Origin of the sequence: Streptomyces sp. NBC_00557 (genome assembly GCF_036345995.1) — a bacterium.
Classification (GTDB): domain Bacteria; phylum Actinomycetota; class Actinomycetes; order Streptomycetales; family Streptomycetaceae; genus Streptomyces.
On record NZ_CP107796.1, the window covers coordinates 1,376,580 to 1,403,428 of the forward strand.

The 26,849-nt window shown below is 72.2% G+C and carries 24 protein-coding genes; 18 read left to right on the forward strand and 6 right to left on the reverse strand.

Annotated features, from left to right (window positions below; translation table 11 throughout):
- From OG956_RS05475 to OG956_RS05490, 4 genes are all read right to left on the reverse strand, one after another.
- On the reverse strand, window positions 1–834 hold the full coding sequence (locus tag OG956_RS05475) for a cytochrome c oxidase assembly protein (protein ID WP_330336800.1): 834 nt from the start codon (window positions 832–834) through the stop codon (window positions 1–3).
- Complete coding sequence (locus tag OG956_RS05480) at window positions 834–1,394, reverse strand: DUF2243 domain-containing protein (protein ID WP_330336801.1); 561 nt, start codon at window positions 1,392–1,394, stop codon at window positions 834–836. The genes OG956_RS05475 and OG956_RS05480 overlap by 1 nt, the downstream gene beginning before the upstream one ends.
- Window positions 1,395–1,537: 143 nt before the next feature.
- A complete protein-coding gene (locus tag OG956_RS05485; protein WP_330336802.1) occupies window positions 1,538–3,124 on the reverse strand; it encodes a Na+/H+ antiporter in 1,587 nt (528 codons plus the stop codon).
- 24 nt (window positions 3,125–3,148) lie between these two features.
- Window positions 3,149–3,979 (reverse strand): SDR family NAD(P)-dependent oxidoreductase, encoded by an 831-nt coding sequence (locus OG956_RS05490; protein ID WP_330336803.1) that lies wholly within the window; start codon window positions 3,977–3,979, stop codon window positions 3,149–3,151.
- Window positions 3,980–4,455: 476 nt separating this feature from the next.
- Here OG956_RS05490 and OG956_RS05495 point away from each other — a divergent pair, with 476 nt between their 5' ends.
- From OG956_RS05495 to OG956_RS05580, 18 genes are all read left to right on the forward strand, one after another.
- Entirely contained in the window at window positions 4,456–6,165 is a 1,710-nt protein-coding gene (locus OG956_RS05495) for an MFS transporter (protein WP_330336804.1), read from the forward strand.
- 162 nt (window positions 6,166–6,327) lie between these two features.
- Window positions 6,328–6,819, forward strand: coding sequence for a DUF3293 domain-containing protein (locus tag OG956_RS05500; protein ID WP_330336805.1), 492 nt, complete (start codon window positions 6,328–6,330; stop codon window positions 6,817–6,819).
- Window positions 6,820–7,019: 200 nt separating this feature from the next.
- Window positions 7,020–7,997 (forward strand): lytic transglycosylase domain-containing protein, encoded by a 978-nt coding sequence (locus tag OG956_RS05505; protein ID WP_330342744.1) that lies wholly within the window; start codon window positions 7,020–7,022, stop codon window positions 7,995–7,997.
- Between the two features lie 102 nt (window positions 7,998–8,099).
- Window positions 8,100–9,173, forward strand: coding sequence for a sigma-70 family RNA polymerase sigma factor (locus tag OG956_RS05510; RefSeq protein ID WP_330336806.1), 1,074 nt, complete (start codon window positions 8,100–8,102; stop codon window positions 9,171–9,173).
- A 128-nt stretch (window positions 9,174–9,301) separates the two neighbouring features.
- On the forward strand, window positions 9,302–10,231 hold the full coding sequence (locus OG956_RS05515) for an ABC transporter ATP-binding protein (protein WP_330336807.1): 930 nt from the start codon (window positions 9,302–9,304) through the stop codon (window positions 10,229–10,231).
- On the forward strand, window positions 10,228–10,998 hold the full coding sequence (locus tag OG956_RS05520) for an MlaE family ABC transporter permease (protein WP_093478077.1): 771 nt from the start codon (window positions 10,228–10,230) through the stop codon (window positions 10,996–10,998). The genes OG956_RS05515 and OG956_RS05520 overlap by 4 nt, the downstream gene beginning before the upstream one ends.
- 3 nt (window positions 10,999–11,001) lie before the next feature.
- Window positions 11,002–11,826 (forward strand): MlaE family ABC transporter permease, encoded by an 825-nt coding sequence (locus OG956_RS05525; RefSeq protein ID WP_330336808.1) that lies wholly within the window; start codon window positions 11,002–11,004, stop codon window positions 11,824–11,826.
- Window positions 11,827–11,831: 5 nt separating this feature from the next.
- Complete coding sequence (locus tag OG956_RS05530; RefSeq protein ID WP_443065531.1) at window positions 11,832–13,085, forward strand: MCE family protein; 1,254 nt, start codon at window positions 11,832–11,834, stop codon at window positions 13,083–13,085.
- On the forward strand, window positions 13,082–14,122 hold the full coding sequence (locus OG956_RS05535) for an MCE family protein (RefSeq protein WP_330336810.1): 1,041 nt from the start codon (window positions 13,082–13,084) through the stop codon (window positions 14,120–14,122). The genes OG956_RS05530 and OG956_RS05535 overlap by 4 nt, the downstream gene beginning before the upstream one ends.
- A gap of 260 nt (window positions 14,123–14,382) precedes the next feature.
- Window positions 14,383–15,363, forward strand: coding sequence for an MCE family protein (locus OG956_RS05540; protein WP_330342745.1), 981 nt, complete (start codon window positions 14,383–14,385; stop codon window positions 15,361–15,363).
- A complete protein-coding gene (locus tag OG956_RS05545) occupies window positions 15,360–16,469 on the forward strand; it encodes an MCE family protein (RefSeq protein WP_330336811.1) in 1,110 nt (369 codons plus the stop codon). The genes OG956_RS05540 and OG956_RS05545 overlap by 4 nt, the downstream gene beginning before the upstream one ends.
- Window positions 16,466–17,758: an MCE family protein gene (locus tag OG956_RS05550; RefSeq protein ID WP_330336812.1), complete on the forward strand. Its 1,293-nt coding sequence runs from the start codon at window positions 16,466–16,468 to the stop codon at window positions 17,756–17,758. Before OG956_RS05545 ends, OG956_RS05550 begins: the two co-directional genes overlap by 4 nt.
- Complete coding sequence (locus tag OG956_RS05555; RefSeq protein WP_330336813.1) at window positions 17,755–19,029, forward strand: MlaD family protein; 1,275 nt, start codon at window positions 17,755–17,757, stop codon at window positions 19,027–19,029. The genes OG956_RS05550 and OG956_RS05555 overlap by 4 nt, the downstream gene beginning before the upstream one ends.
- Window positions 19,002–19,514: a hypothetical protein gene (locus tag OG956_RS05560; protein ID WP_330336814.1), complete on the forward strand. Its 513-nt coding sequence runs from the start codon at window positions 19,002–19,004 to the stop codon at window positions 19,512–19,514. Before OG956_RS05555 ends, OG956_RS05560 begins: the two co-directional genes overlap by 28 nt.
- Before the next feature lie 85 nt (window positions 19,515–19,599).
- Window positions 19,600–20,433: a hypothetical protein gene (locus OG956_RS05565; protein WP_330336815.1), complete on the forward strand. Its 834-nt coding sequence runs from the start codon at window positions 19,600–19,602 to the stop codon at window positions 20,431–20,433.
- 833 nt (window positions 20,434–21,266) lie between these two features.
- Window positions 21,267–21,941: a polysaccharide deacetylase family protein gene (locus OG956_RS05570; protein WP_330336816.1), complete on the forward strand. Its 675-nt coding sequence runs from the start codon at window positions 21,267–21,269 to the stop codon at window positions 21,939–21,941.
- Window positions 21,942–22,015: 74 nt separating this feature from the next.
- Entirely contained in the window at window positions 22,016–22,222 is a 207-nt protein-coding gene (locus OG956_RS05575; RefSeq protein ID WP_330336817.1) for a hypothetical protein, read from the forward strand.
- A gap of 327 nt (window positions 22,223–22,549) precedes the next feature.
- On the forward strand, window positions 22,550–22,843 hold the full coding sequence (locus OG956_RS05580) for a hypothetical protein (RefSeq protein ID WP_330336818.1): 294 nt from the start codon (window positions 22,550–22,552) through the stop codon (window positions 22,841–22,843).
- Between the two features lie 241 nt (window positions 22,844–23,084).
- Here OG956_RS05580 and OG956_RS05585 read toward each other — a convergent pair whose 3' ends face one another.
- Window positions 23,085–24,224 (reverse strand): alpha/beta fold hydrolase, encoded by a 1,140-nt coding sequence (locus OG956_RS05585; RefSeq protein WP_330336819.1) that lies wholly within the window; start codon window positions 24,222–24,224, stop codon window positions 23,085–23,087.
- Entirely contained in the window at window positions 24,221–26,794 is a 2,574-nt protein-coding gene (locus OG956_RS05590; protein ID WP_330336820.1) for a thioester reductase domain-containing protein, read from the reverse strand. Before OG956_RS05590 ends, OG956_RS05585 begins: the two co-directional genes overlap by 4 nt.
- Window positions 26,795–26,849: the final 55 nt, after the last annotated feature.

Consider the following 26,849-nt stretch of genomic DNA (forward strand, 5'->3'; position numbering starts at 1 on the left):
TCAGACGGCGGACGATGCCCGCCGGGGAGCGGCGGCCGCCCGGCGTGCCGTACGGCGGGGGCCGGGGCGCCAGGTGGCGACCAGGGCGGCGGCCAGCAGGAGTTCGGCGATGTCACCGCCGTAGTACATGATCTCCGCGCCTGCCTGCACCTGGTCGACGGGTACGTGGATGTCCACCCAGAAGCCGCCGTACATCAGCTGGGCGATCACCGCGTGCGCCGCGATGGCGACACCGAGGCAGACCAGCCGGTCGGGCACGCCGGGGCGGGAGGGCGCGGGGTCGGGTCCGGCGATGACGTGGGCGAACAGGCATCGGGAGAGCAGGAAGTGCGTGTGCAGCAGCCGGTGCGCCGCCGGGTCGCCCGTGGTCGCGCCGTAGACAGGGGTGAAGTAGAGCACCGCGAGGCTGCCCGTGGACAGCGCGAGCGCCACCGCCGGGTGGGTGATGACGCGGGCGGGCGGGCTGTGCAGCACCGCGGTCAGCTGCCGCGCCCGGGGTGCGGGCAGCGTGCGCAGCAGGAGGGTGACGGGGGCCGCGAGGACGAACGCGAGGAGCGCGTACATGCCGATGACCATGTGCTGGGCCATGTGTCCGCGGAAGTCCTCGTGGGCGAACGGGGCCACCGGCGGCAGCAGTGCGACGGCGAGCAGGACGGTCCCGCTCAGGAATCCGGCGGTCCGCCACCGGCTCCAGCCCAGGGCCGGATTGCGGCGGCGCGCCCGGCGGGCGAGCAGCAGGTAGGCGCCGGCGGCGGCCGTCAGGACGAGCGCGGGCGGCAGGCACTCCACGAGGCCGTGTCCCGCGGGCTGCCCGGGCAGGTGATGGTGGTCCATCAGGAGCGCCGGGTCTCGTGCCGGCCGGCGGGGTGGGCCGGGCCGAAGGGCCGGCCGCTGCGCTGCAGCAGGAGGCCGCCGATCACCAGCAGCCCGCCCAGCACGAGGAATCCGGCGTCCCACCATGCCTGGTACGGGCCGCCGTGGACGTGGTGGATGCCCAGGATCTGGTGGTCGAGGACGCCCTCGGCCAGATTGAACAGGCCCCAGCCGGCCAGGATCCAGCCCCACAGCACGCGCGAGGTCCACACCGCGCGCCGGTGGTGCGTGACCCGGGAGTACAGGATCGCCAGGCCGGTGAGTACGGCGATCCAGCACACGGTGTGGAAGACGCCGTCCCACACGGTGTTCATCTCCAGCCCGGACACCGTGTGGGGGTCGTGGTACTTCACCCCGATGCGATCATGGTTGGTGCTGGTGAGCATGTGGTGCCACTGGAGCAGCTGGTGCAGCAGGATGCCATCGACGAAGCCGCCCAGCCCCACGCCGAGCACGATGCCCGGCAGCCGGATGCTCCGCGGCTGCGGGCAGGCCCGCGCCTCGCCCGTCGTGGTGGCCATCGCCCGTCTCCGCTCCTGCCTCATGCAGTCCGCTGAAGTCGCCTCAGCGGCAGGTTCCCCGCTCCGCGGCGCTCACGCCCGGGCGTGTCCGCCATCCGGCCCCGCGGCGGCCGGCGGCCGTCTCCCCCTGGACCGGTCGTCGGTCAGTCGCGGGGGCGGAGGCTGGCCTCTTCGAGGTCGAGTTCGTGCTGGATACGGCGCCGGGTGGCGTTGCTGATCTTGTTCGCTTCGTAGAGGTGCTGCAGCTCGGCCGCCTCGATCGCGATGAGGGTCCGGCGGATCTCGCGGTAGGCGTCGGCAGGACGCGCGTCCGGGTCGCTGTAGTGGGCGTCTTCCACTTGGTGGATGCGCGCTTCCAGATGGCGCCGGGCCTGTTTCAACGCGGCCTGCGCGGCGGCGCCCAGCTCGGCGAGCTCCTCCGGATCGCCGACCTGCTTGAGCTCTTCGAGAGCGGCAGCGGCGATGCGCCGGCGGGTCCGCGCCTCCTCGCGGGCGGTGTGCTCCGGTTCCAGGGCGATGCCGGAGCGGCGGACGACAGGAGCAAGGGTGAACCCCTGGAAGACGAGTGTGAGCGCGACGGTCCCGGTGGTCAGCGTGAGAATGAGGGCCCGGTGCGGCAGCGGCGCGCCCGTGTGCGTGACCAGCGGGATGGACAGCGCGGCGGCCAGCGGCATGACACCCCGGGTGCCCGCCCAGGACAGGACGGCCGGAACGCGCCAGGACAGGCGGTTGTCGCCCAGGCTGTGCCGGTGATGGATCAGGGCGGACAGCGGGAAGATCCACAGCAGCCGGATCGCCAGCAGGGTGAAGGCGATCACCGGCACCCACAGCGGCCAGCCGTGCTCATCGGGCGCGAGATGGCGGACGGCCGAGGGCAGCTCGAGGCCGATCAGGGCGAAGACGACGCTCTCCAGCAGGAAGCTCACGGTGTCGTAGACGGTGTGGACCTGGAGGCGGACGGAGGCGTCGCTGAGCTTGTGGCCGGTGCTGCCGAGGACGACCCCGGACACGATGACGGCGGTCACGCCCGAGGTGTGCGACTGCTCCGCGATGACGTAGGAGGCGTAGGGGGTGACCAGTGCGATGACGGTCTCCAGCATCAGGTCGTCGGTCCGTCTGCGGACCAGGGTCACCACGGTGGCGACCGCCGCACCCATGAGGGCTCCCCCGCCTGCGAGCAGCAGGAACTGCAGGGCGGTCCCGGGCACGCTGATGGCGCTGCCGGTCACCGCGGTCGCCACGGCGACCTTGTACAGGACCAGCGAGGTGGCGTCGTTGAACAGGCTTTCCGCCTGCACCAGGGCCTGCACGCGCGGCGGCAGCGCCAGACGCCGGCCGAGCGCGGTGACGGCCACCGGGTCGGTGCTGGCCAGGACGGCGCCGAGGATGAGCGCGGCCGCGGAGGCGAGCGGAGTGATCGCGGCGGCCACGTACGCGACGCCGACGGCGGAGGCGAGGACCAGGCCGAAGACCAGAACGCTCACGGGCCTCCACACGGTGCGCAGGTCACGGACGGAGATCTCCCCGGCCGAGGCGTACAGCAGGGGTGGCAGCACCAGCACGCTGATCACATGAGGCGCCAGCCGCACCTCGGGGACCCACGGCATCAGTCCCACGACCACACCGGCGATCACGAGAAGTGACGGGGCGGGCAGGCTCCAGCGCCGGGCTCCGGCCGCCACCGCCGTGGCCAGGATGACGAGCAGCAGGACGACGATCAGGCCGGTCATGGAGCGTCCCCGGGGGGTCGACGGTCAGTGTTCCTGGGCTGTGGGGCGGACCATGATCTCGTTGACCGCGACATGCCGGGGCTGAGTGACCACGAAGGTGATGGCGCGGGCGATGTCCTCGGCGGTCAGCCAGTCGCTCGGCGGCACGCCCCGGGCGGCAGCGGCTCCGGGGCCGGCCGCCATCTCCGTCGCCGTCAGGCCCGGCTCGATCAGCCCCACCCGGATGCCTCTTCCGGTCACCTCCTGGCGCAGGGCCTCGCTGAACGCCCCCACCGCGTGCTTGGTCGCCGAGTAGACACCGTTGTTCCTGCGCACCACCCGGCCGCCGACCGAGCTGACGTTCACGAGATCGGCGACCCCGCGCGGGCCGTCCGCCGCCGCGCGGAGCAGGTGCGGCAGGGCCGCCTGCGACAGGTGCAGGACGGCGGTGAGGTTGAGACCGACCATCCGTTCCCACTCGGCCGGGTCGCCCTCCTCGATCGTGCCCATGGCCACGTAACCGGCGTTGTTCACCAGCACGTCCAACCGGTCCAAGCACTCCACGGCGTCCTCGACGGCCCGGCGTGCCTGCGCCGCGTCCCGGAGGTCGGCTGTGAGCACCCGGCACGAGCCGCCCCGGTCGCGGATCACCGCGGCCAGGTCCTCCAGCCGCCCGGCACGGCGGGCGACCACCGCCACGGCGGCGCCCTGCAGGGCGAGCGACAGGGCCGTGGCCGCACCGATGCCGCTGGACGCGCCCGTCACCAGCGCCGCGCACCCCGCCAAGGGGGCGTCGCCGCCGGCGGCGTCGCCTGCCGTCGCAACGCCCTGATCCGCAGCTGCCGCGCGCCCGGCGTCCGGATCCCTCACACTCATGACCACCCTTCGCAGGTCATCCCGCCCAGGGCAGGCCGCGGTTCCGCGAGCCTCGCACCGCCGCCCGCCGACGAGGTGCCGCCCTGTTCTTCGAAGCTTGCACCACCTGGTGCAAGACCGCCTCCGCGCCTGCTTCGAGCGTGCCGTCGGCCGCCTCGAACGGGGGTATCCGCCGGGCGCCCGCCGTCGGCCGCACGGAGGCGGGCGCCCTCCCGGCCGCGCGACCCGGCCGCTTCCCGGTGCGACCGGGCCCCCGCGGCTTCCCGGGCGCCAGGTCACGTTTCGGTATCCCCGCGCACACCCCTAGGCCGTACCGACTAGTCGGTACTAGCCTCTGCGCACATTCCCCGTCCGGACACAGACCCCGGGGTTCGGCCCACCTCGCCGAACAGTGCTCGTACCCGCCCCACCGCAAGGCGTGGACTGTCCGCACCCACCGCACCGGGCCCATGGGGCCCGAACCCAGGAGCCGCCGCATGACCGCCATGCCCGCTTCGCCCGACGACACGAATGTCAGACCGGCCGATACCGGCACGCCGGAATCCCCCCGCCGCGTCGCCCGCCTGTGGCGCCGCGAGTTGCACCACTACCCCGTCACCGCACACCGGCTGGCATACCTGGGGATCGTGGTGCTGACCACCGTGGTCCTCTACTACGCCCTCTACGTGCAGTACGCGGTCGCCACATCGATCATCACCCACTTCCACATGACCTACAGCTACTTCGTGTGGGTCAGCGTCATCGGCAACGCGGTCGGCGCCTTCGCCTCGCTCGTGGCGGGCCTCGCCGACCGCTGGGGCCGGGCCAACATGGTGGTCTACGGCCTTCTCATCGCCGCCCTGCTCAGCCTCCTCGGCCTGCCGAACGCGCCGAACAAGGGCACCTACCTGGTGCTCTTCGCCGCCCTCAGCTTCATCGAAGGCATCGTGCTGGTGGCCACGCCGGCACTGATCCGGGACTTCTCCCCCCAGCTCGGCCGGGCCACCGCGATGGGCTACTGGACCATGGGCCCGGTCATCGGCAGCCTCGTCGTCACCGTCGTCACCAGCAGCACCCTGTCCTTCGCCAGTTGGCAGGACGAACTGCGCTACTCCGGCTGGGCCGGGCTCGCCGTCTTCGTGCCGGCGCTCGTCGGGCTGCGGGAGCTGTCGCCCCGGCTGCGCGACCAGATCATGGTCAGCCTCCGCGACCGTGCGCTCGTCGAAGCGCGGGCCAAGGGCACGCATCCGGAGACGGCGGCCGCGGGCCACTGGCGGCAGATGCTCCGGCTGGACATCGTCGGCTCGGCCACGGCCGTCAGCCTCTTCCTCCTGCTCTACTTCGGCGCCGTGGGAAACTTCGTCGTCTATTTCGCCGCGACCTTCGGCTACAGCGAGCAGCGCACCAACGGGCTGGCCAACTGGTACTGGGCGGCCAACGCGGTGGCACTGGTGGTGGCGGGTCTGCTCTCCGACAAGCTGAAGGTGCGCAAGCCGTTCATGCTCGCCGGAGCCCTCGGATCGATCGCGGTCACGACGCTGTTCGCGCTGCACGCCACGGAGCCGCGCACCGGTTACTACACCTTCGCCGCGCTGTTCGTCGCCATCGGTGTGCTCACCGGGGTCGCCTACGCCCCCTGGATGGCGAGCTTCACCGAGACCGTGGAGAAGCGGAACCCGGCCGCCACGGCGACCGGTCTGGCCGTGTGGGGATGGATCATCCGGGCGGTGGTCGCGATCTCCACGGCGTTCGTCCCGGTCGTGGTGACGTCGGCCACGCCGCTGGTCGAGCACGGCGCCCAGGTGAAGGCCGCGAGCGTCCAGGCAGCGCCCGCTCTCGCCATCATCGACGCGCACCCGCGGCTCTTCGCCAGACTCCAGGCGTATCCCCCGAACGAGGTCCCGCCGGCCCTGGCGGCCCAGGCGGCACGCGAGGTCGGGGCGGACGGCCTGGCGACCGTGCGCAAGGCCCAGCCGCAGCTGGCGCTGCTGCAGCGCTACGGCGCGAAGGTGAAGAGCGCCGCCGCCCAGGGCCCCGAACAGTGGCGCACCTGGTGGCTGATCTGCGTCGCCGGGCAGATCGTCTTCCTGCCGTTCATCTTCGTCATGGCCGGCCGCTGGAGCCCGCGCAAGGCCCGCGACGAGGCACTGGAGCACCAGCGCGCGGTCGACCGCGAACTGGCGGCCCTCACGGGTAAGGACGACTGACCCCACGCCCACCCTCCCGCCCGGGCAGGCAGCCCCCACACCGCCTGCCCGGGCTGCGGCATCGGCGTTCCCTTCACAGCACGCGAGGCGTGTGGCATGATCTGCGGGCTCTTAGATCTCCCTGCCGTCAGGTAAGGGGGTCCCTTGCCGAAGGAGACTCCCGTGCCTGCCCTTTCTCGATCCGCCGAGCCCGCGCAGTGGGCGAACTACCTGCGTGCGGTAGTGGACATCGCCTTCTGCTCGCACAACGTTCGCGTGACACCGCATCGTTCAGGCGAGGGGCCGGGGCTTGCGTACCCGCTCGACAGCGCGCACACGCTCCACATCGTCACCGCCTTCAATCCCCGTGGACGCAACGCCACGGTGCGGGCCAACCTCCGGGCGCAGCACGAACTGCTGCGGATCCTCGGTCTGCGGGGCCTGCAGTGGTGGCCGGCCGTCGGGGGTGACGCGGCCGGTACCCGCGCCGAAATCAGCGCGGCCGTCCTCGGCATGAACGACGCCCAGGCCAGGGCCCTGGGCCGGCGGTTCGGCCAGGACGCCGTGTTCGCCTGGTCCCCGACCGCCTGGCGCCTGCTGGACTGCGCCGACACGACCCACGACACGGTCGTCAGCGACTGGCACGCCGAGCTCCTGGGCCGCGAACGCGGGTGAGTCCTCGGTGTAGCCGGCACCGGAAGTCTCGCCGTTACGAAGGCGTCCGCCCGGTCCGCCCCGATTCGTGCGACGGACCCGCCCTCCGGCCGCGTAGAGCAGTCGACGGACTCATCCACGGAGGGGACTGCACAGTGACAGGGCGTGCACTGAAGGGGGCACTGAGGGGTGCCAGGGGTACGGCGGTCGCGGCGGCGGCGATGGCGGTGCTGACCGCTTCGCAGGCGCCGGCGGCGGTGTCGGCCGGGGCCGCGGCGCTCGCGCGGAAGGCGGCGCCCGCCGAGCACGGCCCCAGCGTGTCCGGCGACACCCCGTACCGCACCGGTCTTCCCCCGCTGCGGACGCGGGGGAAGGGCCCGGCACGGGAGGCGACGGGCGGCGGGGCCCTGCCCGCGACCGTGTTCGCCGCCTACCGGCGTGCGGAGGAGGAGCTGGCGCGCAGCGCGCCCGGCTGCCGGCTGCGCTGGCAGTTGCTGGCCGCGATCGGGCAGGTGGAGTCCGGGCAGGCATGGGGCGGCCGGGTGACCCCGGACGGTACGACCGTGACGCCCATCCTCGGCCCCCGGCTGACCGGCGGCGCCTTCGCCGCCGTGGCGGACACCGACGGCGGCGCGTACGACGGCGACGCGGTGTACGACCGCGCGGTCGGCCCGATGCAGTTCATCCCGTCCACCTGGGCCCGCTGGGGCGCGGACGGCAACGGCGACGGACGGGCGGACCCGGACAACGTCTACGACGCGGCGCTCGCCGCCGGCCGCTACCTGTGCGCGGGCGGCCGGGACCTGTCCGACCCCGCCGACCTGGACCGGGCGATCCTGGGCTACAACCACTCCGACGCCTACCTCGACACCGTCAAGGCCTGGTACGCGTACTACCTGACCGGGCACCGCGTGGTGCCGGACGCGTCCGGCGGGTCCCGGTCGGACCGTCCGGCGCCGGCCCGCCCGAAGCGGCCGAAGCCCTCGCCGTCGAAGCCGTCGGACGACCGGAAGCCGACCCCCGGTCCTTCGCGCACGCCCTCGGCGCCGCCCGCCTCGCCGTCACCCGGGCCGTCCCGTACGGCGAGCGTTCCGAAGGCGTCCCCGACGCCGCCGGTGCCCGTGCCCGAGCCTACCCTCACGCTGCCCGGCGGCGGCGTGCTGCCCGGCACCGGGCCGCTGACCATCGGCAACGGCTAGAACACGATGGGCGCCTCCCCCTCCACAACCGCGCCTACCCGGCGGTAATGTCGCCACCCGCCGGGAAGCACAGGACCGGCGGGTGAGTGCGAAGGGGCCCTCATGGCGACGGACATGCCTGCGGACACAGCGGCCGCCGACGAGCGTTGGCAGCGTATGTGGAGCCATCGCGAGCAGTTGCTCAAAGTGGCCCGGCGGCGCTCCATGAGCCAGGAGGACGCCGAGGACGCCGTGCACGAGGCGATGCTGCGGGCCGCGGAACGCCCGGACCTCGACGACGAGCGGCTCGGCGCCTGGCTGACGACGGTGACGATGCGGCTGTGCGTCGACCGGTACCGGCAGGTCAACCGCGAGGCCGAGGTGGGCAGCCGCCCCACGCTCGTCTCGCCGGGCCCGGTACCGGTCGAGGAGGTGGTGTGCGACCGGGCCGAGGCGAAGTGGCTCGCCGTGCGCAGCGGTGAACTGCCCGCCCGGCAGGCGGAGGCGCTCCGGCTGAAGTCCCAGGACCTGGACGTCGGCCAGGTCGCGATGCGGATGGGGCTCAGCTACCGGACCGTCGAGTCGCTGCTCGCCCGCGCCCGGCGGACGCTGCGCGCCTCGCTGGCCGGGACGCTCGCACTGGCGCTGTTCCTCGTCGGGCGCGGCCGGCTGCGCGGCGGCGGCAAGGCCCAGGCGGTCGCGGTCGCCTCGACGGCGGCGACCCTGGCGGTGGCGGGGTTCCTGCTGCCGTACGCGCTCGACGCGGGCGGACACGGCAAGGCTCCGGCGCCGCGGCCGGCGGTGTCCGGTGACGCGCGGATCGTGAGCGGCGAGGCCACGGGGCCAGGGCCCGCCCTCGGGACGCGGACTCCTCCGGCTCCGGCGGCCGGGCCCGGGGCCCGGAAGCCCTCACCCTCCCCGGAAACGTCCCTGCCGGTGTCCGTGCCGTCCCTGCCGGACGCGTCCTCGCTCCCGGACCTGCCGGCGCCGCAGGTCCCGCGGGTGCCCGACGTGCCGGCGGTGCCGGGCCTGCCGACCGCCGTACCGGACCTGCCGGCGAGGCCGGCCGCCCCGTCGGCGCCGTCGCTCGCGCCGATCCCGGCCGCTCCCGCCGTACCGTCCGCACCGCTGTCCGCCCCCGCCGGCGTCCCCACCCCGAGGACACCCACCAGCACGCCGTCACCGAAGCTGCCGTAACACCCCGGTAAGCGCGTCCGAACGCGTCCGAAAAAAATCTCCGTTCCCCGCGACGGACGCCCCGCCCCTCCCCGTAGAGCAGATGTCGGAGCTGCTCACGGCGCGAGTACGGGCGAAGGGTGGAGCGGATGGGTGTCGAGATCTGTGTGGAAGGGCTGACCAAGTCCTTCGGCCACCAGGTCATCTGGCAGGACGTCTCCCTGACACTGCCCGCCGGTGAGGTCTCGGTGATGCTCGGCCCCTCGGGGACGGGCAAGTCGGTGTTCCTCAAGACGCTCGTGGGACTGCTGAAGCCGGAGCGCGGCTCCATCACGATCCAGGGCCGGGACATCACCAGGCTCCGGGAGCACGACCTGTACGAGGTGCGGAAGCTGTTCGGCGTGCTGTTCCAGGACGGCGCTCTGTTCGGCTCGATGAACCTGTACGACAACATCGCCTTCCCGCTGCGCGAGCACACCCGCAAGTCCGAGACCGAGATCAGGCGGATCGTCCTCGAGAAGATGGACATGGTCGGGCTGATCGGCGCCGAGGAGAAGCTGCCCGGCGAGATCTCCGGCGGTATGCGCAAGCGCGCCGGGCTCGCCCGCGCCCTGGTCCTCGACCCGGAGATCATCCTGTTCGACGAGCCGGACTCGGGCCTGGACCCGGTCCGGGTGGCCTACCTGAACCAGCTGATCGTCGACCTCAACGCGCAGATCGACGCGACCTTCCTGATCGTCACCCACGACATCGCCTCGGCCCGCCAGGTCCCGGACAACATCGGGCTGCTGTTCCGGCGGGAGCTGGTGATGTTCGGGCCCCGCGAGGAGCTGCTGACCAGTGACGAGCCGGTCGTACGGCAGTTCCTGAACGGCCGGATGCAGGGGCCCATCGGCATGGCGGAGGAGAAGGACGCGGCCCAGGTCGAGCAGGAGCTGGCCCAGATCGACGAGGGCCCGCGGCCCGAGGGGCTCACTCCCCGCCTGCTGCCCGGCCCCGGCATCGCCCGTCCGCCCCGCTGGGAGGCGATCGCCAGACGCGAGGCCCAGCTGCACGGGACGGGGGTGACGGGCTCGTGAGGCTCTCCCCCACGGGTGCGCTCCGGCACTCCGGCAACCTCTTCGCGATGGCGCTGGACGTCGTCCGTACCCTTCCGCGACGGCCCTTCCAGGCACGGGAGTTCATCCAGCAGGCGTGGTTCGTCGCGAGCGTCACGATCCTGCCGACGGCGCTGGTCTCGATCCCGTTCGGGGCGGTCATCGCGCTGCAGATCGGCAGCCTGACCCGGCAGCTGGGCGCGCAGTCCTTCTCCGGTGCCGCGTCGGTGCTCGCGGTGCTGCGCGAGGCCTCGCCGATCGTCACCGCGCTGCTGATCGCCGGCGCGGGCGGCACGGCGATCTGCGCCGACCTCGGGGCGCGCAAGATCCGGGACGAGATCGACGCGATGCAGGTGCTCGGCATCGACCCGATCCACCGGCTCGTGGTGCCGCGCGTGCTGGCGTCGATGGTCGTGGCGGTGCTGCTCAACGGCCTGGTGTCGGTGGTCGGCGTCGCGGGCGGCTACTTCTTCAACGTCGTCCTCCAGCACGGCACGCCCGGCGCCTACCTGGCGTCCTTCACCACCCTCGCCCAACTGTCCGACCTGTGGGCGGCGGAGATCAAGGCGCTGGTGTTCGGGGCCATCGCGGCGATCGTCGCCTCGTACAAGGGGCTGACGGCGCAGGGCGGCCCGAAGGGCGTGGGCGACGCCGTCAACCAGTCCGTGGTGATCACCTTCATGTTGCTGTTCGTGACCAACTTCGTGATGACCGCGGTGTACTTCCAGGTCGTCCCGCAGAGGGGTTAGCCGATGAGACCTCACAAAGTCCTCGACCGCCCCTTTCGATCGCTCGAAGAGCTGGGCGCCCAACTGTCCTTCTACGGGCGCTCGCTCGCGTGGACGGGCCGCACCCTGCGCCGCTACAAGAAGGAGATCCTTCGGCTGCTCGCCGAGGTGAGCTTCGGGCGGGGGGCGCTCGCCGTGGTCGGCGGCACGGTCGGCGTGATCGCGTTCCTGTCCTTCTTCACCGGCACCGAGGTCGGCCTCCAGGGCTACGCGGCCCTCAACCAGCTCGGCACCTCCAACTTCGTGGCGTTCCTGTCGGCGTACTTCAACACCCGGGAGATCGCCCCGCTGGTGGCCGGACTCGCCCTGTCCGCGACGGTCGGCGCCGGGTTCACCGCGCAGCTCGGCGCCATGCGGATCAGCGAGGAGACCGACGCGCTTGAGGTGATGGGCGTCCCGTCGCTGCCGTTCCTGGTGACGACCCGGATGATCGCCGGCTTCGTCGCGGTGATCCCGCTGTACGTGATCGGGCTGCTGTCCTCCTACCTGGCCGCCCGCACCATCACCACCGGCTACTACGGGCAGTCGACGGGCACGTACGACCACTACTTCCACCAGTACCTGCCGCCCGTCGACGTGTTCTGGTCCTTCGGCAAGGTGATCGTCTTCGCCGTGCTGATCATCCTGGTGCACTGCTACTACGGCTACCACGCGAGCGGCGGCCCGGCCGGAGTCGGCGTCGCGGTGGGCCGGGCGGTGCGGACCTCGATCGTCGCCGTCAACGTCCTGGACTTCTTCCTGAGCCTCGCGATCTGGGGCGCCAACACGACCGTACGGATAGCGGGGTGAGAGCGGTGCGCACGCACAGATGGAGACTCAGGCTGTACGGCATCGCGTTCCTGGCCGTGCTCGCGCTGCTGCTGTCGCTCGCGGTGGCCGTCTACCAGCAGGCGTTCACGCACGTCGTGCCCGTCACCCTGCAGGCCGGCACCCTCGGCAACCAGCTCGATCCGCGCGCCGACGTCAAGCTGCGCGGGCTGCTGGTCGGCGAGGTGCGCGAGGTGCACGCGGACGGCAGGAAGGCCACGCTCGACATCGCGCTCAAGCCGCAGTACGTGCCGTACATCCCCGCGGACGTGCGCGCGCGGCTGCTGCCCAAGACGCTGTTCGGCGAGAAGTACGTGGACCTGGTCCCGCCCGCGCGCACCTCTGCGCGGCCCATCCGCGCCGGGGACGTCATCACCCAGGACCGCACCAGGGCCGGCATCGAGGTGCAGCAGCTGATGAACGACCTGCTGCCGCTGCTGCGGGCCGTCCGGCCGGGCGAACTCAACGCCACACTCTCGGCGTTCGCCACCGCGCTGGAGGGCCGCGGCGACCGGATCGGCGACAACCTCACCCGGGTCGGGGCTTACCTGCGCCGGCTCAACCCGCACATGCCCTCCCTCAAGGAGGACATCTCGCGGTTCGCGGACGTCGCCGAGGTGTACGGCGACGCCGCGCCCGACCTGATGCGGATCCTGCGCAACACGGTCACCACCAGCCGGACGATCGTGGAGAAGCAGGACCGGCTGGCCGCGGGGCTCCGCTCGACCGCAGCCGTGGCGGGCACGGCGAACGACTTCCTGTCCGGCAACGGCGACCGGCTGATCACCCTGGGCCGGGTCTCCCGCCCCACGCTGGAGCTGTTCGCCCGTTACTCCCCCGAGTACCCGTGCCTCTTCCAGGGCCTGGTCCGGCAGGAGAGGGCGTCGGAGGACGCGTTCCGGGGCGGCGAGATGCGGATCACCCTCGAGGTGGTCCGGCCGCAGGGGGCGTACCGGCCCGGTGAGGAGCCGGTGTACGGGGAGCGGTCGGGGCCGGACTGCCGTGGTCTGCCGCATCCGCCGGTGCCCGGGCCGAAGCCCCGTCTCAACGACGGTACGTCGGCCGGAGGTTCCGGCGGCGCACTCCCCGGAGGCGCCCCCGTGTCCGCCACCCGGGCCGAGCAGCGGGCCGTCGGCTCCCTCGTGGCCCCCGTCCTGGGCGTCCCCGCCGACCGGGTGCCGCCCGTGGCGACCCTGCTGTTCGGCCCGCTCGCGCGCGGAACGGCGGTGAGCGTCGCATGAGCAGGTCAGGAGCCCGGCAGACCGCCGCCCCGCTGATCAAGTTCAGCCTCTTCGCCCTGGTCACGATCGCGGCGACGGCGCTGCTCGCCGCCACCGTCGTCAACATCTCCTTCACCCCGAAGGACACCTACCACGCGGTGTTCACCGACGTCACCGGGCTGGAGACCGGCGACGACATCCGGGTGGCCGGCGTGCGGGTGGGCCAGGTGGAGGACATCCGGATCAAGGACCGGACCCTGGCGGAGGTCACGTTCACCGTCGACGCCGACCGGCCGCTGCTCGCGGGAACCCACGCGGTCGTGCGCTACCGCAACCTGGTCGGGCAGCGGTACATCGCGCTCACCGAGGGCCCCGGCGACGTCACCGCCCGGCTGCGGCCGGGCGGCACCATCCCGCTGTCCAGGACCCGGCCGGCGCTGGACCTCAACGCCCTGCTGAACGGCTTCAAGCCGCTGTTCGCCGCGCTCAGCCCGAGCGACGTCAACCAGCTCGCCACCGAGATCGTCCAGACCCTCCAGGGCGAGGGCGGCACGGTGAACAGCCTCCTGGCGCACACGGCCTCGCTCACCACCACCCTCGCCGACCGCGACAAGCTGATCGGCTCGGTGGTCGACAACCTCAACACCGTCCTGGCGACGCTCGACAAGCGCGGCTCCCGCTTCTCCGACCTGCTCACGCAGTTGCGCCGGCTGATCTCGGGACTGTCCGCCGACCGCAAGCCCATCGGGGAGTCGCTGGTGAGCATCGGCGACCTCGCCGACGTCACATCGGGGCTGCTGAAGGACGCGCGTCCGCCGCTGAAGGACGACATCGCCGGGCTCGGCGATCTGACCGGAACGCTGAACAAGAACCAGAACACCGTGGAGGGCGTCCTGAAGCGGCTGCCGAACAAGCTCGACAAGCTGACGGGGACGGCCTCGTACGGCTCGTGGTTCAACTTCTACCTCTGCGACTTCGACGGCCGGATCGTGCTGCCGAAGACCAAGCAGGTGATCACCCCGGAGCTGCACGTGGCGCGGGCGAGGTGTGGCGGATGAGACTGCGTGTCCCGGGACGGCGGCGCCGCCCCGAGCCCCTGGTGAAGGTACGGGTCCTGCCGCCGAGGCTGCCGAGAATCCCCCGGCTGCTGCCCAGGCGCACCCCCCGCCCCCAGCCGTTGGTCAGGGTACGGGTCCTGCCGCCCCGGCTGCCGGGACTCCCCAGGCTGCTGCCCAGGCGCGCGCCCCGCCCCCAACCCCTGGTCAAGGTGCGCGTCCTGCCGCCGAAGCTGCCCAGGATCCGGTTCGGGCGTCCACGCCTGAAGCCGTTCCGGGAGCGGAACCCGGTCGTCGTCGGCGCCGTCGGCCTCACCGTCCTGGCGCTGCTCACGTTCGCCGCCTTCAACGCCGACAGCCTGCCGCTGATCGGCGGCGGCGACACCTACAGCGCGGCCTTCTCCGAGGCCGGCGGGCTCAAGCCGGGCGATGAGGTACGGATCGCCGGGGTCAAGGTCGGCAAGGTCGAGGGCGTCGACCTGGACGGCGGCCACGTGAAGGTCACCTTCAAGGTGAAGGGCCACCCGGGGTTCGGCACCGACACGGGCGCGGCGATCCGCGTCAAGACGATCCTCGGCGCCAAGTACCTCGCCCTGTACCCGAAGGGGCCCGGCCAGCTGCGGCCGGGCAGTGAGATCCCGCTCGGGCGGACCGTGTCGGCGTACGACGTCGTACAGGCCTTCAGCGACCTGACGACCACCAGCGAGAAGGTCGACACGGACCGGCTCGCGAAGGCGCTGGACACCCTCTCCCTCACCTTCCGGGACTCCCCCGCGGAGGTGCGGGCGTCGATCAGGGGACTGTCACGCATCTCCCGGACCGTCGCCGCCCGTGACAAGGCGCTGCGCGGGCTCCTCCACCACGCGCACGGCGTCACCAAGGTGCTGGCCGGTCACACGAAGGACTTCTCCGCGCTGGTGAAGGACGGTGACGCGCTGTTCAAGGAGATCGACCAGCGGCGCGCGGCGATCCACACGCTGCTGAAGAGTTCCGCGCTGCTGGGCGTCGAGCTGTCCGGCCTGGTCGACGACAACAGCAGGGCGATCGGGCCCGCGCTGAAGAACCTCAACACGTTCCTGAAGATGCTCGAACGCAACCAGGCGAGCCTCGACCGCAGCGTCGAGCTCCTCGCGCCGTACGTGCGGCTCTTCACCAACACCCTCGGCAACGGCCGCTGGTTCGACTCCTACGTCCAGAACCTGGTCGCCGCCCCGGTCACGCCACGGACGGGAGGCACCCGATGACCCGCAGACTCCTGGCCCTGTTCACCGCGCTCGCGGTCGTCGCGGGCCTCGCCGTCGCCCTCTGGCCGGGCCCCGGCCCGGTCCGCGTCACGGCCTACTTCCCGCGCACCGTCGGCATCTACCCCGGATCCGACGTCCGCGTCCTCGGCGTCCGCATCGGCGAGGTCAGGAAGATCACACCGCAGGGCGACCGGGTGAGGGTGGAGCTGGAGTACGACCGGGGCCGCAAGGTCCCCGCCGACGCGCGGGCCGCCATCATCAACTCCTCGGTGGTCAGCGACCGTTACGTGCAGCTGCTGCCGGTGTACCGCAAGGGCGCGGTGCTGCGGGACGGCGACGTCATCCCCGAGTCCCGTACCGCCGTCCCCGTCGAGCTGGACCGGATCTTCGACAGCCTGCACACCACCGCCGAGGCGCTCGGCCCGAACGGTGCCAACAAGCAGGGCTCGCTGTCCCGGCTGCTCGGGGTGAGCGCCGACAACCTCCAGGGGCAGGGCAGGAACCTGAACCAGACGGTGGCGGACCTGTCCCGGGCGGTCACCACGCTGTCCGACGGACGCGGCGACCTCTTCGGCACCGTACGGAACCTGCAGGTGTTCACGGCGGCGCTCGCGGCGGACGACACCAGCGTGCGGTCGTTCACCACCGACCTCGCGACCGTGGCCGGGCAGCTCGCCGGGGAGCGCGAGGATCTCGCCGCCGCGCTGAAGTACCTGGCCACCGCGCTCGGGGACGTGGCCGGTTTCGTCAGGGGCAACAAGAAGGCCCTGACGTCGGACGTCAAGGGCCTGGCCAAGGTCACCAAGGTGCTCGTCGCCCAACGGTCCGCGCTGCAGGAGCTGTTGACCGTGGCCCCCACCGGCCTGTCGAACCTGCAGAACGCCTACAACCCCGCCGCCGGCACCCTCGACACCCGCAACAACGCGCAGGGCCCGCAGGATCCGGCGTCCCTGCTCTGCTCGATCCTGAAGACGACCGGCGACGACCACGGCAGCTGCGCCGGGCTGAGGAAGCTCTTCGACTCCCTGCCCGAGGTGCCGTCGGCCCCGGCGTCGACGGGCACGGTCGACAAGACCCTCGGCGGGCTCCTGGGGGCACCGGCATGAGCGCGCGGCACCTGGGAAGGGCGGCCGCCTGGGCGGCGGCCGGCTCGCTGCTGCTGACCGGCTGCGAGTTCAACGGCTGGTACGACGTCCCGCTCCCCGGCGGCGCCGCCTCGGACGGCCACGCCTACCACGTCACCGTCGAGTTCCGGGACGTCCTGGACCTGGTGCCGCAGTCGGCGGTCAAGGTCGACGACGTCACCGTGGGCGCGGTCGAGAAGGTGCGACTGGACGGCTGGCACGCGCGGGTCCGGCTCAGGATCGCCGACTCGGTGAAGCTGCCCGGCAACGCGGTCGCCGATCTGAGGCAGACCAGCATGCTCGGCGAGAAGTACGTCGCCCTGTCCCCGCCGGCCGGCACCGCTCCCGTCGGACGGCTCCACGACGGCGACGTCATCCCGCTGTCCCGCAGCGGCCGCAACCCGGAGGTCGAGGAGGTGCTGTCGGCCCTGTCCGCGCTGCTCAACGGCGGCGGGGTGGCCCAGCTGAAGACGATCACCGTCGAGCTGAACCAGGCCCTGAGCGGCCGCGAGGACCGGGTCAGGTCCCTGCTGAAGCAGCTCGACACGTTCCTCGGCGGCCTCGACCGCCAACGGGCGCAGATCGTGCGCGCGCTCGAGGGCGTCGACCGGCTGGCGAAGCGGCTGAAGAAGGAGAAGAAGACGATCGCCCTGGCCGTCGACACCATGCCGCCCGCCCTGAAGGCCCTCGCCGGCCAGCGCAAGGACCTGACGAAGATGCTCACCGCCCTGTCGACACTCGGCAAGACCGGCACCAAGGTGGTGAACGCCTCCCACGACGACACCGTCGCCAACCTCAGGAAGCTCCAGCCCATCCTGCGGGAGCTGAACAAGGCGGGCGACGACCTGCCCAACTCGCTTGAACTCCTCACCACCTACCCGTTCCCGCGCAACGCGACGGACGCCGTCAAGGGCGACTACGTCAACCTGAGGATCACCGCCGACCTCGACCTGGCGGACCTGTACGGCAACGTCACCGGCAAGCCGGGCAAGGGCGGGAAGTCCCCGGCCCCCAAGGCCCCGCACCTTCCCGGCCTCCCCACCCCCGCCCCGCTGCCGTCCGTGCCGTCCCTGCCGGGCACCCCGTCCGTGCCGCCCGTGCCCTCCACGCCCTCCGCCCCCGCCGTGCCCTCGACGCCCTCCGGCGGCAGCACCCTGCTGTGCCCGCCGGTGTGCACCGCCGGCTACGGCACCGGGGCCGGCTCGCGTCGCCTCCCGCCCGGGACCGACCTCGGCCTCGCCGAGCTGATGCTGAAGGGGATACTGCCGTGATCACACGTACGGTCAGGGCCCAGCTGCTCGCCTTCGCGGCCGTCACCGCCCTCGGGGTGTCGTACGTCGGCGCCCGCTACACGGGCCTCGTGGACGACGTCCTCGACCGCGGGTACACCGTGCGCGCCGACTTCGCCGAGTCCGGGGGCGTCTTCCCCGGCGCCGAGGTCACCTACCGGGGCGTGCCGGTGGGCCGCGTGGGCGATCTGCGGCTGACCGGGTCCGGGGTGTCGGTGGCGCTGAAGATCGAGGACGGCGCGCCGAGGATCCCGGCGGACACGCTCGCGGTGGTAGCCGACCGTTCGGCGGTGGGCGAGCAGTACGTCGACCTCCAGCCTCGGCGGTCGGGCGGGCCGTACCTCATGGACGGCAGCCCGATCCCGCGCAGCCGCACCCGGACCCCGCTGCCGGTCACCGACCTGGTCCTCAGCCTCGACCGGCTGGTCGAGTCGGTCGGCAAGGACGATCTGCGGGTCACCGTGGACGAGCTGGGCAAGGCGTTCGCCGGCACCGGACCGAACCTGAGCCGGCTGGTGGACTCCGGCAACGCACTGGTGGAGTCCGCGTCCGCGTCGCTCCCCCAGACGGTCTCGCTGATCGAGGACTCGCGGAAGGTGCTCAGGACCCAGGCCGGCCAGGGCTCGGCCATCAAGTCGTTCTCCCGCGACCTGGCCACGCTCACCGCGCAGCTCAAGTCGAGCGACGGCGATCTGCGCCGGCTGATCGGCAACACGCCGCCCGCCGGCGAGCAGCTGGACTCCCTGCTGAAGTCCACCCGGCCGCACGTGCCGGTCCTGCTGGCCAACCTCATCAGCGGCGGCCAGATCACCCTGGCCCGGCTGCCCGGTGTCGAACAGGCCCTGGTGACGCTCCCGCTCACGGTCGCGGGCAGCTACACGGTCATCCCCGGCGACGGCACCACCCACTTCGGGCTGACCGTGAACGCCGACGACCCGCCCGCGTGCACCCAGGGCTACAACACCCGGCGGCGCGACCCCGCCGACACCGGCACGCGCCCGGCGAACACCGCCGCGCACTGCGCGGCACCGCGCGGCAGCAAGACCTCGGTGCGCGGAGCCCAGAACGCGCCGGGCGCGACGACCGGTCCGTCCGGCGCGCACCGGGCCGCGTTCGTGGCGCCGTACGACCCGGAGACCGGCACCGCGACCGGCCCGGACGGATCGCCCGTCGAGATCGGCTCGACGGGCGGCGAACAGACCGTGTTCGGAAAGGAGTCCTGGCAATGGCTGCTCGTGGGACCGATGGCGTGACAGGCACACGCGTCAGGCTGCTGTCGGCGGGACTCGTCGCCGCCACCGTCCTGACGACCGTCGTGGCGGTCTGGCTGGGCCTGAAGCTGTCCGACCAGCGCGCGGCGGAGCAGCGCCGCCAGGACGTCCTGGCGGCGGCCCGCCAGTCGGCGCTGAACTTCACCTCGCTCGACTACCGGCACTACGACCGGGACAGCCGCGCGGTGCTGCAGGGCGCCACCGGCGACTTCAAGAAGCAGTTCGCCGCGCAGACCGCCCAGCTGACGAAGCTCGTCGCCCAGAACAAGTCGGTGTCCGAGGGACAGGTCCTGGAAGCGGGCATCGTGCGGTCCGACGCGCACGCGGCCCGGGTCCTGGTCGTGGCCGACAGCAAGGTGACCAACACCGCCGCGCCCGACGGCCAGGCGCGCACCTACCGCCTCCAGCTCGACCTGGTGCGCGTGGCCGGCCGCTGGCTGACGTCCGACGTGACGTTCGTCGGCTGACCCGCCCCTGAGGCCGTCGATGAGCCATGACCGAGGCCATCGCCGAGACCGTCCATGACTGAGGCCATCGTTGAGGAGAGACACCGTGGCGAACCCGACCTCCCGCACCCGCGGCACCGGCTCCCCCGCCCGCCGCACCATGACCGCGGCCGCACGGGCGGCGGCCAAGCGCGCCGCCCGCCATGAAGAGGAAGCCGCCTCCGGCCGCACCCTGCTCGTCGAGCCCCCGGCGAACGGCTGGGTGGACCCACAGGAGCCCGCGCCCGTCGACGAGGAGCCGGAACCCACGCCCGTCGACGAGGAGCCGGAGCCCACCCCCGTCGGGAACAAGACGGATCCCGCGCCCGTCGAGAACGACCCGGAGAAGATCGCACCCTTCGAGGACGGCCCGCGGAAGACCCCGCCCCCGCGCAGGATCGGACGGCGTGTGCTCACCGCGGTGCTGGGCGTCCTCCTCGTGACGGCCCTGGCCGTGGCCGCCGTCCTCGGATCGCAGTACCGGCAGGGCCGGCAGGCGGAGCAGGCCCGCGGCGAGGCCCTCGCGGCCGCGCAGAAGGCGGCGCCGGTCGTGCTGTCGTACGACTACCGCCACCTGGACCGTGACTTCGCCCGGGCCCGTGCCCTGCTGACCGGGCACTTCCGCGACCAGTACGGCAGGACCACGAAGACGGTGGTCGCGCCGACCGCGACGAAGTACCACGGCGTGGTGAAGGCGACCGTGGCCACCCCCACCGACGGCGGCGCCCCCGCCGCCTCCGTCGTCTCGGCCACACCGGACAGGGCCGTCGTCCTGCTCTTCGTCAACCAGGTCACCCGGAGCACCCGGCTCCCGCAGCCCCGGCTGGACCTGAACCGGGTCCGGCTGACGCTCACCCATACCCCCGACGGCTGGAAGGTGAGCGGCGTGGACGCACTGTGAAGGCGTATGCGCTTGTCTCCTCCCGGGCTGGCTGGACCAGGTCACGGGATCCACGATCACGCAGGTGCCCACGGCAGCCACCGAGCGATCGTCCCGCCGGCGCAGGACCAGACCGCTACACGTTCAGTTACTGCAGCTTGGATCAGGCAATGTTACGGGCCCTGACTTCTCCAGCTCCGATTCAATGCCGGCGGCCTTGTTTCAGGCTCCGGCCCTACAACTCAGAAACAAAGCGACATTCATCACAGACCGGAATTATTAGCACGGCGACACGCCTCCCTTAATGTGGTCGGACATCAGGCCTAAACCGGATGTACCAGCCATCTCCATCGACAGCGGGGGTCCGGGGCCGGGCGACGAAGCCCGCCGCCAGACCGACCCCCGGAGCACTTGGAGCGGCCTGTAACCCCTGGGCGCCGACGCACAGGGAAGTAGGTCACCAGCGGACCCCGACTGCGGATGCCGCTGTGCCGTCGACCGGCAGCGCGCCAGCGCTCAGCCCTGCCTCGACGTGACCAGTACCAGCACCGATGTGCGCACCGAGTGGTGCCGACGGAGGTAGATCTGTGGCGTTGGCCAGAATCAAAGTGACGACGGCAACCGCCCTCATTGCGGCGATCACAGGAGCCGTGATCACGGCGTGCGGGCACCACTCAGGCGGGCACACGCCTCAGAGCTCGCCCCACAACGTGACTCCCCCGACGACGCGGTCCTCTTCCAGGGCGCACTCGTCGTCCCAGGAGCCGTCGCCCTCGTACGCTTCCCCGTCCGCGTCGGCATCCGACCGCGCGGCAGGAGCAGCGCAGTCCGGCCGTAATGGAGGCTCGGCCGCGGTGCCGTCCAGGCCCGCTTCGCCATCGGGCTCGGCGAACACCTTCGGGCAACTGCCGAGCGCTCCGGCGGGCTCCGACGCGCTGGTCGGCCACGGGGTGGAAGGCAGCGGCAGGTCCGTAGCGCTCACCTTCGACGACGGCCCAGACCCGCGGTGGACCCCGCAGGTACTCGCCCTCCTCGCTCAGCACCACGCCAAGGCCACCTTCTGCGAGATCGGGCCGCTCGCCCAGCGCTACCCGTACCTGACCAAGGCGATCGTCGCGGACGGGGACCGGCTGTGCGACCACTCGGTCCATCATGACGAGCAGCAGGACCGCAAGTCGGTCGAGTACAACATCCACGAGATCGTCGACGCCAAGCGCGAGATAACAAACGCCGCGGGAAACGACCTGAAGCTGATGTACTACCGGGCACCCGGCGGCGACTGGAGCCCGACGATCCGGGGGATAGCCGGCGCCAACCACCTGCAGCCGCTCGGCTGGAGCGACGACGCCAACGACTGGCGGCGCCCGGGTGTGGACGGCATCCTGCGCAACATCAACCAGGACTTGCGACCCGGCGCGATCATCTTGATGCACGACGGCGGAGGTGACCGTTCGCAGACGGTGCAGGCGCTCGCCCGTCTCCTCAACCAGCTGGACACTCAGGGCTACGGCTACGGCTTCCCGGCCTGAGCTCGACGCTGTCGGCATCTTGCCGTCTGCGAGGTCATCCGCCGACGTCCCGCCGGCTTCCCAGCGCGGGACTCGTGGCGGTCCAGGAAGTCGTATATGGCGTCCACGGGGCGCTCGCCCGTGCCGAGCGCCTCAGCAAGCCGCACCGCAAGGCGGGGAGGCGGCCCCCGGACTTCGCTCCGCGGTCCGTCAAGATCGGCTACGTCGCCCAGCAGAAGCTCACCGCCCACCATCGAGCCTGCCGGTTCTGCCGACCGGAGTGGGGCATCGACCCGCCGTGAGCATCCGTCGTGTCGACGAGCTGCCCCACTCATGTAACCGGTCATGCATGCGGACCCATGCACCAGGTACCCAGACGCATCGACCATCTGTGGAACAACCTAAGAGAGGCCATCGAGCGGGCCGTCGCCCAGCACCGCCGCTGCCTGCGCGTCCTCGTCCCCCAGGCGCCGCAATCAGTGGCCGAAGCTGCCCCAGCCGATGAGCCCTCCGGCTCACCGTGGCAAGCCGGGCACCGTTTGGCCGACCGTACTCGGGCCCGACACGCTGCCGTCCGCGAACTGCTGGAGGCTGGCCACAGCCGACGCTCCGTCCAGAGGCAGCACGGCATGACCTACCGCACTGTCCAACCTCTTGCCGACGCCGCGGCGCCAGAAGAGCTCCTCAGCGGCCCGTGGTGCAACCGGACCTCCGTCGTCACCGAGTACAAGCCCTACCTCCTCCACTGTCCGGAGAGTCTCGCTGAGACGGAAACGCTCCAGCTCGAGACCGTCCGAGCCCACTGCCCCGACCTCGACGCAACCACCCGGCACGTCCGGTCCTTCGCGGCCATGCTCACCGATCGCCAGGGCCAGCGTCTGCCCAACTGGCTCGACTCCGCGTACGGGCACGGCGGCACCTGAACGGGCCCGGCGGGCCGACGACGTGCTGGACATGCAGCGCGCAGCCCGAAAGGGCGGGGCCGCAATCGCTGCTCCGCTGGCCGGCCGTACCGGGGCCGCCGTCCTCATCGGGTCGCGATGCCGGGGCGGGAGCCACGTCGTACGTCGTCGCGCACCGTCGGCGGCGAGCTGCGGCACGCGGTGCTTCCTGGAGCGTGGTTCGGTCACCGGCGGGTTCGATGGTCGGCCGACCAGCCGTCCGTCACCGCCGTCCGCCGAGAAAATCGAGGATGTGCCCGAAGACGTCCACGGCGGCGCCCCGGCCGAGGAATGTGTCCAGGTGGCCGTAACCGGGGATCTCGGTGTAGGAGACGTCCAACTGGGGCTGGCGGTCGGCGAGTACGTCGTGGCAGAGCCGCTGGGAGTCCAGCCACAGCCCGTTGTCGCTGCCCGCGAGGAGCAGCACGGGGGTGTCGATGCGGCCGGCCGCGTCCAGCGCATTGGGCGGCAGGTCACGGTAGCGGTGGTCGGTTTCGTGCCAGCGGACCACGCTGCGGGCCAGCTCGATGCGGCGCAGGTGGGGCAGGATCCACAGCGGCGCGGGGCCGAGGAGGTCGGCGAGGCGGTCGTGGGTCGCCTCGGACAGGTTCTCGTGCAGGAAGAGCGAGGCGCCCGTGCCCCAGGCGGAGTTGTGCAGGATCTGGCAGGTGGGGTCCGGGCAGCTCGCCTTCCGTGACGCCAGCGCGAACAGCGGGGTGTACTTCGACCACAGGCCCACCTTGCGGAAGTCGACCGGGATGTGGTCGATCCGCGTCTTCAGCAGCTCTCCCGCCAGCGACATCCGCAGCGATGTCCGGCCGGCGAGCTTCGGCGTCAGGAACACACCCTGGGACACCACGCCGGCGAGGCCCGGCACCAGTCCCGCCGCCATGCTCAGGGACAGCGTGAGCGAGCCGATGCAGTGGGCGACCACGAACAGCGGGCGGTCGCCCGTGCACTCGCGGACGTACTTGACGGCCGCGGGGATGTCGTACAGGGCCACGTCGTCGTACGTGTACCTCTGGCCGGTCTCGTTGTACGGCAACCGGCAGCTGCCCCGCCAGTCCAGCAGCCAGGGCTCGTAGCCGTCGTCGAGGAGGACGTCGACCAGATTGCGGGTCTCCGGCAGCAGGAACATGTCGGCGGACGCGGTGTGTCCGTGCAGGATCAGCACGGCGGGACGGTCCGCGGCACCCGTGTGGATGCGGGTCAGGCCGAGGCGGACGCCGTCGTCCGCCCGGAAGGGGATCTCCTCGACACGGGCCGGGTCGAGGCGGTGGCGGAGCGGACGCAGGGCCGCGGTGGTCCTGACCCGGCGCAGTGCCGGCCCGCCGGCGCGGGAGGTGGTCGTCCTGAAGATCATCGGTGGTGCTCCGTGAGGGTTGGGGTGCGGCGCAGGTCGAGCAGGTCCGCGGTGGCGCGGGCGAAGGGGCCGAGCAGGCCGCGGCCCATCTCCAGGCCGAACCAGGCGAGCCAGGTCAGCTTGGCGGCCCGCTTCTCCTGACCGGTAAGACGCGGGTCGACCTTGATGCCGTCGATCTGGTCGCGGACGTAGGAGTCCGCGGGCACGACGACCTCGCCGGCCACACTCGCCGGTTCGCCCTCGCGGCCGATCCGCACGGTCAGCGTGCGGGTCTGCCGCCACAGGTCGCGGCGGGCCCGGGCGTACTTGTGGCCCTCCAGCCACCAGTGGCCGCCGTCGGCGTCGCGCAACCGCAGCCGGTAGCGCAGCAGCTGGTGCCTGAGCCCGTGCTGCTGCGGGATCCCCTCCTCGGGGCGGACCCATAGGTCGCCGCGCTCGACGGTCAGCGGCTCGGGATGTACGGCGGTGCAGACGACCTCGCCGGTCACGTCCACCCTGCGCTCCTTCACCAGCTGGTACATGCTCGCGATGGAGAGCGTGAGCTCCATGGAGCAGGGGCTGTCGGCGGGGGCGCCGACCGGCCCCACGCTGCCCTGTGTCGTCTCCGAGAACCACAGATAGGGCTGGTCGTCCTTGTGCGGCAGCCGGGCGAGGCCGTCCTCGGCGAGCCGCTCGAAGGTCCTCAGCTGGGCCTGCGCGTCGTAGCGGGCCGCGGGCGGCAGCCCAAGAGCCTCGACCAGCGCGGCGGTGCGTGCGCCTTCGGCCACCGGGCCCTTCAGCGTCGCCTCGCACAGCTTGAGAGCAGTGGGGCTCTGCAACACCCTGGTGAGGAAGGCCAGTTCGGGTACCGGGTCGGCCTCCAGGCGGGCCAGGGCGTCGGTGCGCCACTCGTCCCAGTCCTGGACGTGCACGTGCATGCCGCCGAACGCCATGTCACGGACGACGTCGTCGAGGGTGTTGGGCACGCCGGTGAGGTTGTAGTCGTAGCCCCAGGCGTCGGGCTCGCAGACGGCGGCGACGGCGACCCGGCTCACCCAGTCCACCGGAGCCGCGTTCAGGTAGCGGAAGGCGGGTACGGTGCGGAAGCGGCCGAAGGCCGAGATCAGGCCGCTGCTGAGGTCCTGCGGGTTGCAGGCGCCGGTCTTCGTGTGGCCGCCGATGCCGCCGGGGCGCAGCGCGGTGACGACCAGGCCGTGGTCCCGGGCACGGCGCAGGGCGACCTCGGCGGCCCACTTCGACTGGTCGTAGCCCGAGATGAGCCGGTCGACGTGGGCGAGTGGGTCGTCCTCGCCCATGGAGGTGATGCCGACCTCGTTGAAGACGGCGATCGAGGAGATGTGGTGCAGCGGCTTGGGCCGCCCGGTGGCCGCGAGTTCGGCGAGGGTGAGCGCGCCGAGGACGTTGCTCGCCCGCAGCGACTGGTAGCCGCGCAGGAAGTCCACGGCCGCGGCGACGCCGACGACGCTGTCCAGTTCGTGGGCGAGCGTGTGCCACAGGTCGTCGGACAGGCCGAGCCGCGGCCGCCGGATGTCGCCGGGCAGCACGGTCACCCGGCGCCGCACCTCGGACGACCAGGGCAGCCGGTAACTCTTCAGCGCCTCGCCGAGCCAGGCGACGGCCGCCTTCTCGTCGGCCGCGCGCACCAGGCAATAGACATGCGCGTCGCTGTGCCGGAGCAGGTCGAGCAGCATGTGGCTGCCGAGGAAGCCGGTGGCGCCGGTCAGCAGGATCCGGCGGGGCGGCAGCGGCTCGGGCACGTCGGCGAACGGCAGGCGGTCGGCGAGGCTCAGATCGGCGAGGATCTGCTCGAGGTCCTCGTGGCGGGCCCTGGTATACCGTTCGTCGCCACTGCCGGCACGGGGGCGGAGCGCCGGTGAGGTGCGCGGGGTCGGGATCGGAAGGGTACGGGGGGCGGGGGGCGCGGGAGCGCCCGCCGCGGAGAGCGGAAGGGTGCCAGGGGCCGGGGACGGAACGGCGTCCCCGCCGGGAAGCGGCAGCGCGCCCGCGGTCGGGAGCGGAGCAGCATCCGCACCGGAGGACGACAGCGTCCCGGGGGCGGCGTCCGCGACAGCGTCCGCGCCGGCGGAGGGCGGAAGCGCACCGGCGGTCGGCGCCGGCAGAGCGCCCCGGGCGGTGGGCTCCTGGGTGTCCGTGGGCACGGGCGGCACGGCGGCACCGCTCGGCGCTTCCGACCCGGCCGCCTCCAGCCAGCGCCGGGCGAGGCTGATCGGACGGGCGTCGGCGAACACCTCGTCCAGGTCGAACTCGATGCCCAGCTCGCCCTCCAGCTCCGCGACCAGCTCCACGGCGTGCACGGACGTGCCCCCCGCGTCGAAGAAGTCGGCGTCGGGCGACAGGTGTCCCGCGGGCAGGTAGCGGCCGGCCGCGGCGGCGATGGCCGCGGCCAGGCCGTCCACGTCCCGGGCCGGGGTGGGGGCGGCACCGGAACCCTCACCGGTGGCGGCCTGCATCACCCTGGCCAGCAGGTCGTCCACGCCGAGCCCGCCGCCACCGCGCTCGATCGCCTCGGCGGTCGCCCGCTGCCCGGAGTCCTCCGTCATGTCACGCATGAGACCCTTTCCACGATGTGCACGTCCTTTCCCTTGCTCGGCAAGGTCCTTGCTC

What these genes read in the sequence shown, in the direction of transcription:
- OG956_RS05475 (WP_330336800.1), bottom strand. Translation starts at nt 834, where the DNA reads ATGGACCACCATCACCTGCCCGGGCAGCCCGCGGGACACGGCCTCGTG.
- OG956_RS05480 (WP_330336801.1), bottom strand. Translation starts at nt 1,394, where the DNA reads ATGGCCACCACGACGGGCGAGGCGCGGGCCTGCCCGCAGCCGCGGAGC.
- OG956_RS05485 (WP_330336802.1), bottom strand. Translation starts at nt 3,124, where the DNA reads ATGACCGGCCTGATCGTCGTCCTGCTGCTCGTCATCCTGGCCACGGCG.
- OG956_RS05490 (WP_330336803.1), bottom strand. Translation starts at nt 3,979, where the DNA reads ATGAGTGTGAGGGATCCGGACGCCGGGCGCGCGGCAGCTGCGGATCAG.
- OG956_RS05495 (WP_330336804.1), top strand. Translation starts at nt 4,456, where the DNA reads ATGACCGCCATGCCCGCTTCGCCCGACGACACGAATGTCAGACCGGCC.
- OG956_RS05505 (WP_330342744.1), top strand. Translation starts at nt 7,020, where the DNA reads ATGGCGGTGCTGACCGCTTCGCAGGCGCCGGCGGCGGTGTCGGCCGGG.
- OG956_RS05510 (WP_330336806.1), top strand. Translation starts at nt 8,100, where the DNA reads ATGGCGACGGACATGCCTGCGGACACAGCGGCCGCCGACGAGCGTTGG.
- OG956_RS05515 (WP_330336807.1), top strand. Translation starts at nt 9,302, where the DNA reads ATGGGTGTCGAGATCTGTGTGGAAGGGCTGACCAAGTCCTTCGGCCAC.
- OG956_RS05525 (WP_330336808.1), top strand. Translation starts at nt 11,002, where the DNA reads ATGAGACCTCACAAAGTCCTCGACCGCCCCTTTCGATCGCTCGAAGAG.
- OG956_RS05535 (WP_330336810.1), top strand. Translation starts at nt 13,082, where the DNA reads ATGAGCAGGTCAGGAGCCCGGCAGACCGCCGCCCCGCTGATCAAGTTC.
- OG956_RS05545 (WP_330336811.1), top strand. Translation starts at nt 15,360, where the DNA reads ATGACCCGCAGACTCCTGGCCCTGTTCACCGCGCTCGCGGTCGTCGCG.
- OG956_RS05550 (WP_330336812.1), top strand. Translation starts at nt 16,466, where the DNA reads ATGAGCGCGCGGCACCTGGGAAGGGCGGCCGCCTGGGCGGCGGCCGGC.
- OG956_RS05560 (WP_330336814.1), top strand. Translation starts at nt 19,002, where the DNA reads ATGGCTGCTCGTGGGACCGATGGCGTGACAGGCACACGCGTCAGGCTG.
- OG956_RS05580 (WP_330336818.1), top strand. Translation starts at nt 22,550, where the DNA reads ATGACCTACCGCACTGTCCAACCTCTTGCCGACGCCGCGGCGCCAGAA.
- OG956_RS05585 (WP_330336819.1), bottom strand. Translation starts at nt 24,224, where the DNA reads ATGATCTTCAGGACGACCACCTCCCGCGCCGGCGGGCCGGCACTGCGC.
- OG956_RS05590 (WP_330336820.1), bottom strand. Translation starts at nt 26,794, where the DNA reads ATGCGTGACATGACGGAGGACTCCGGGCAGCGGGCGACCGCCGAGGCG.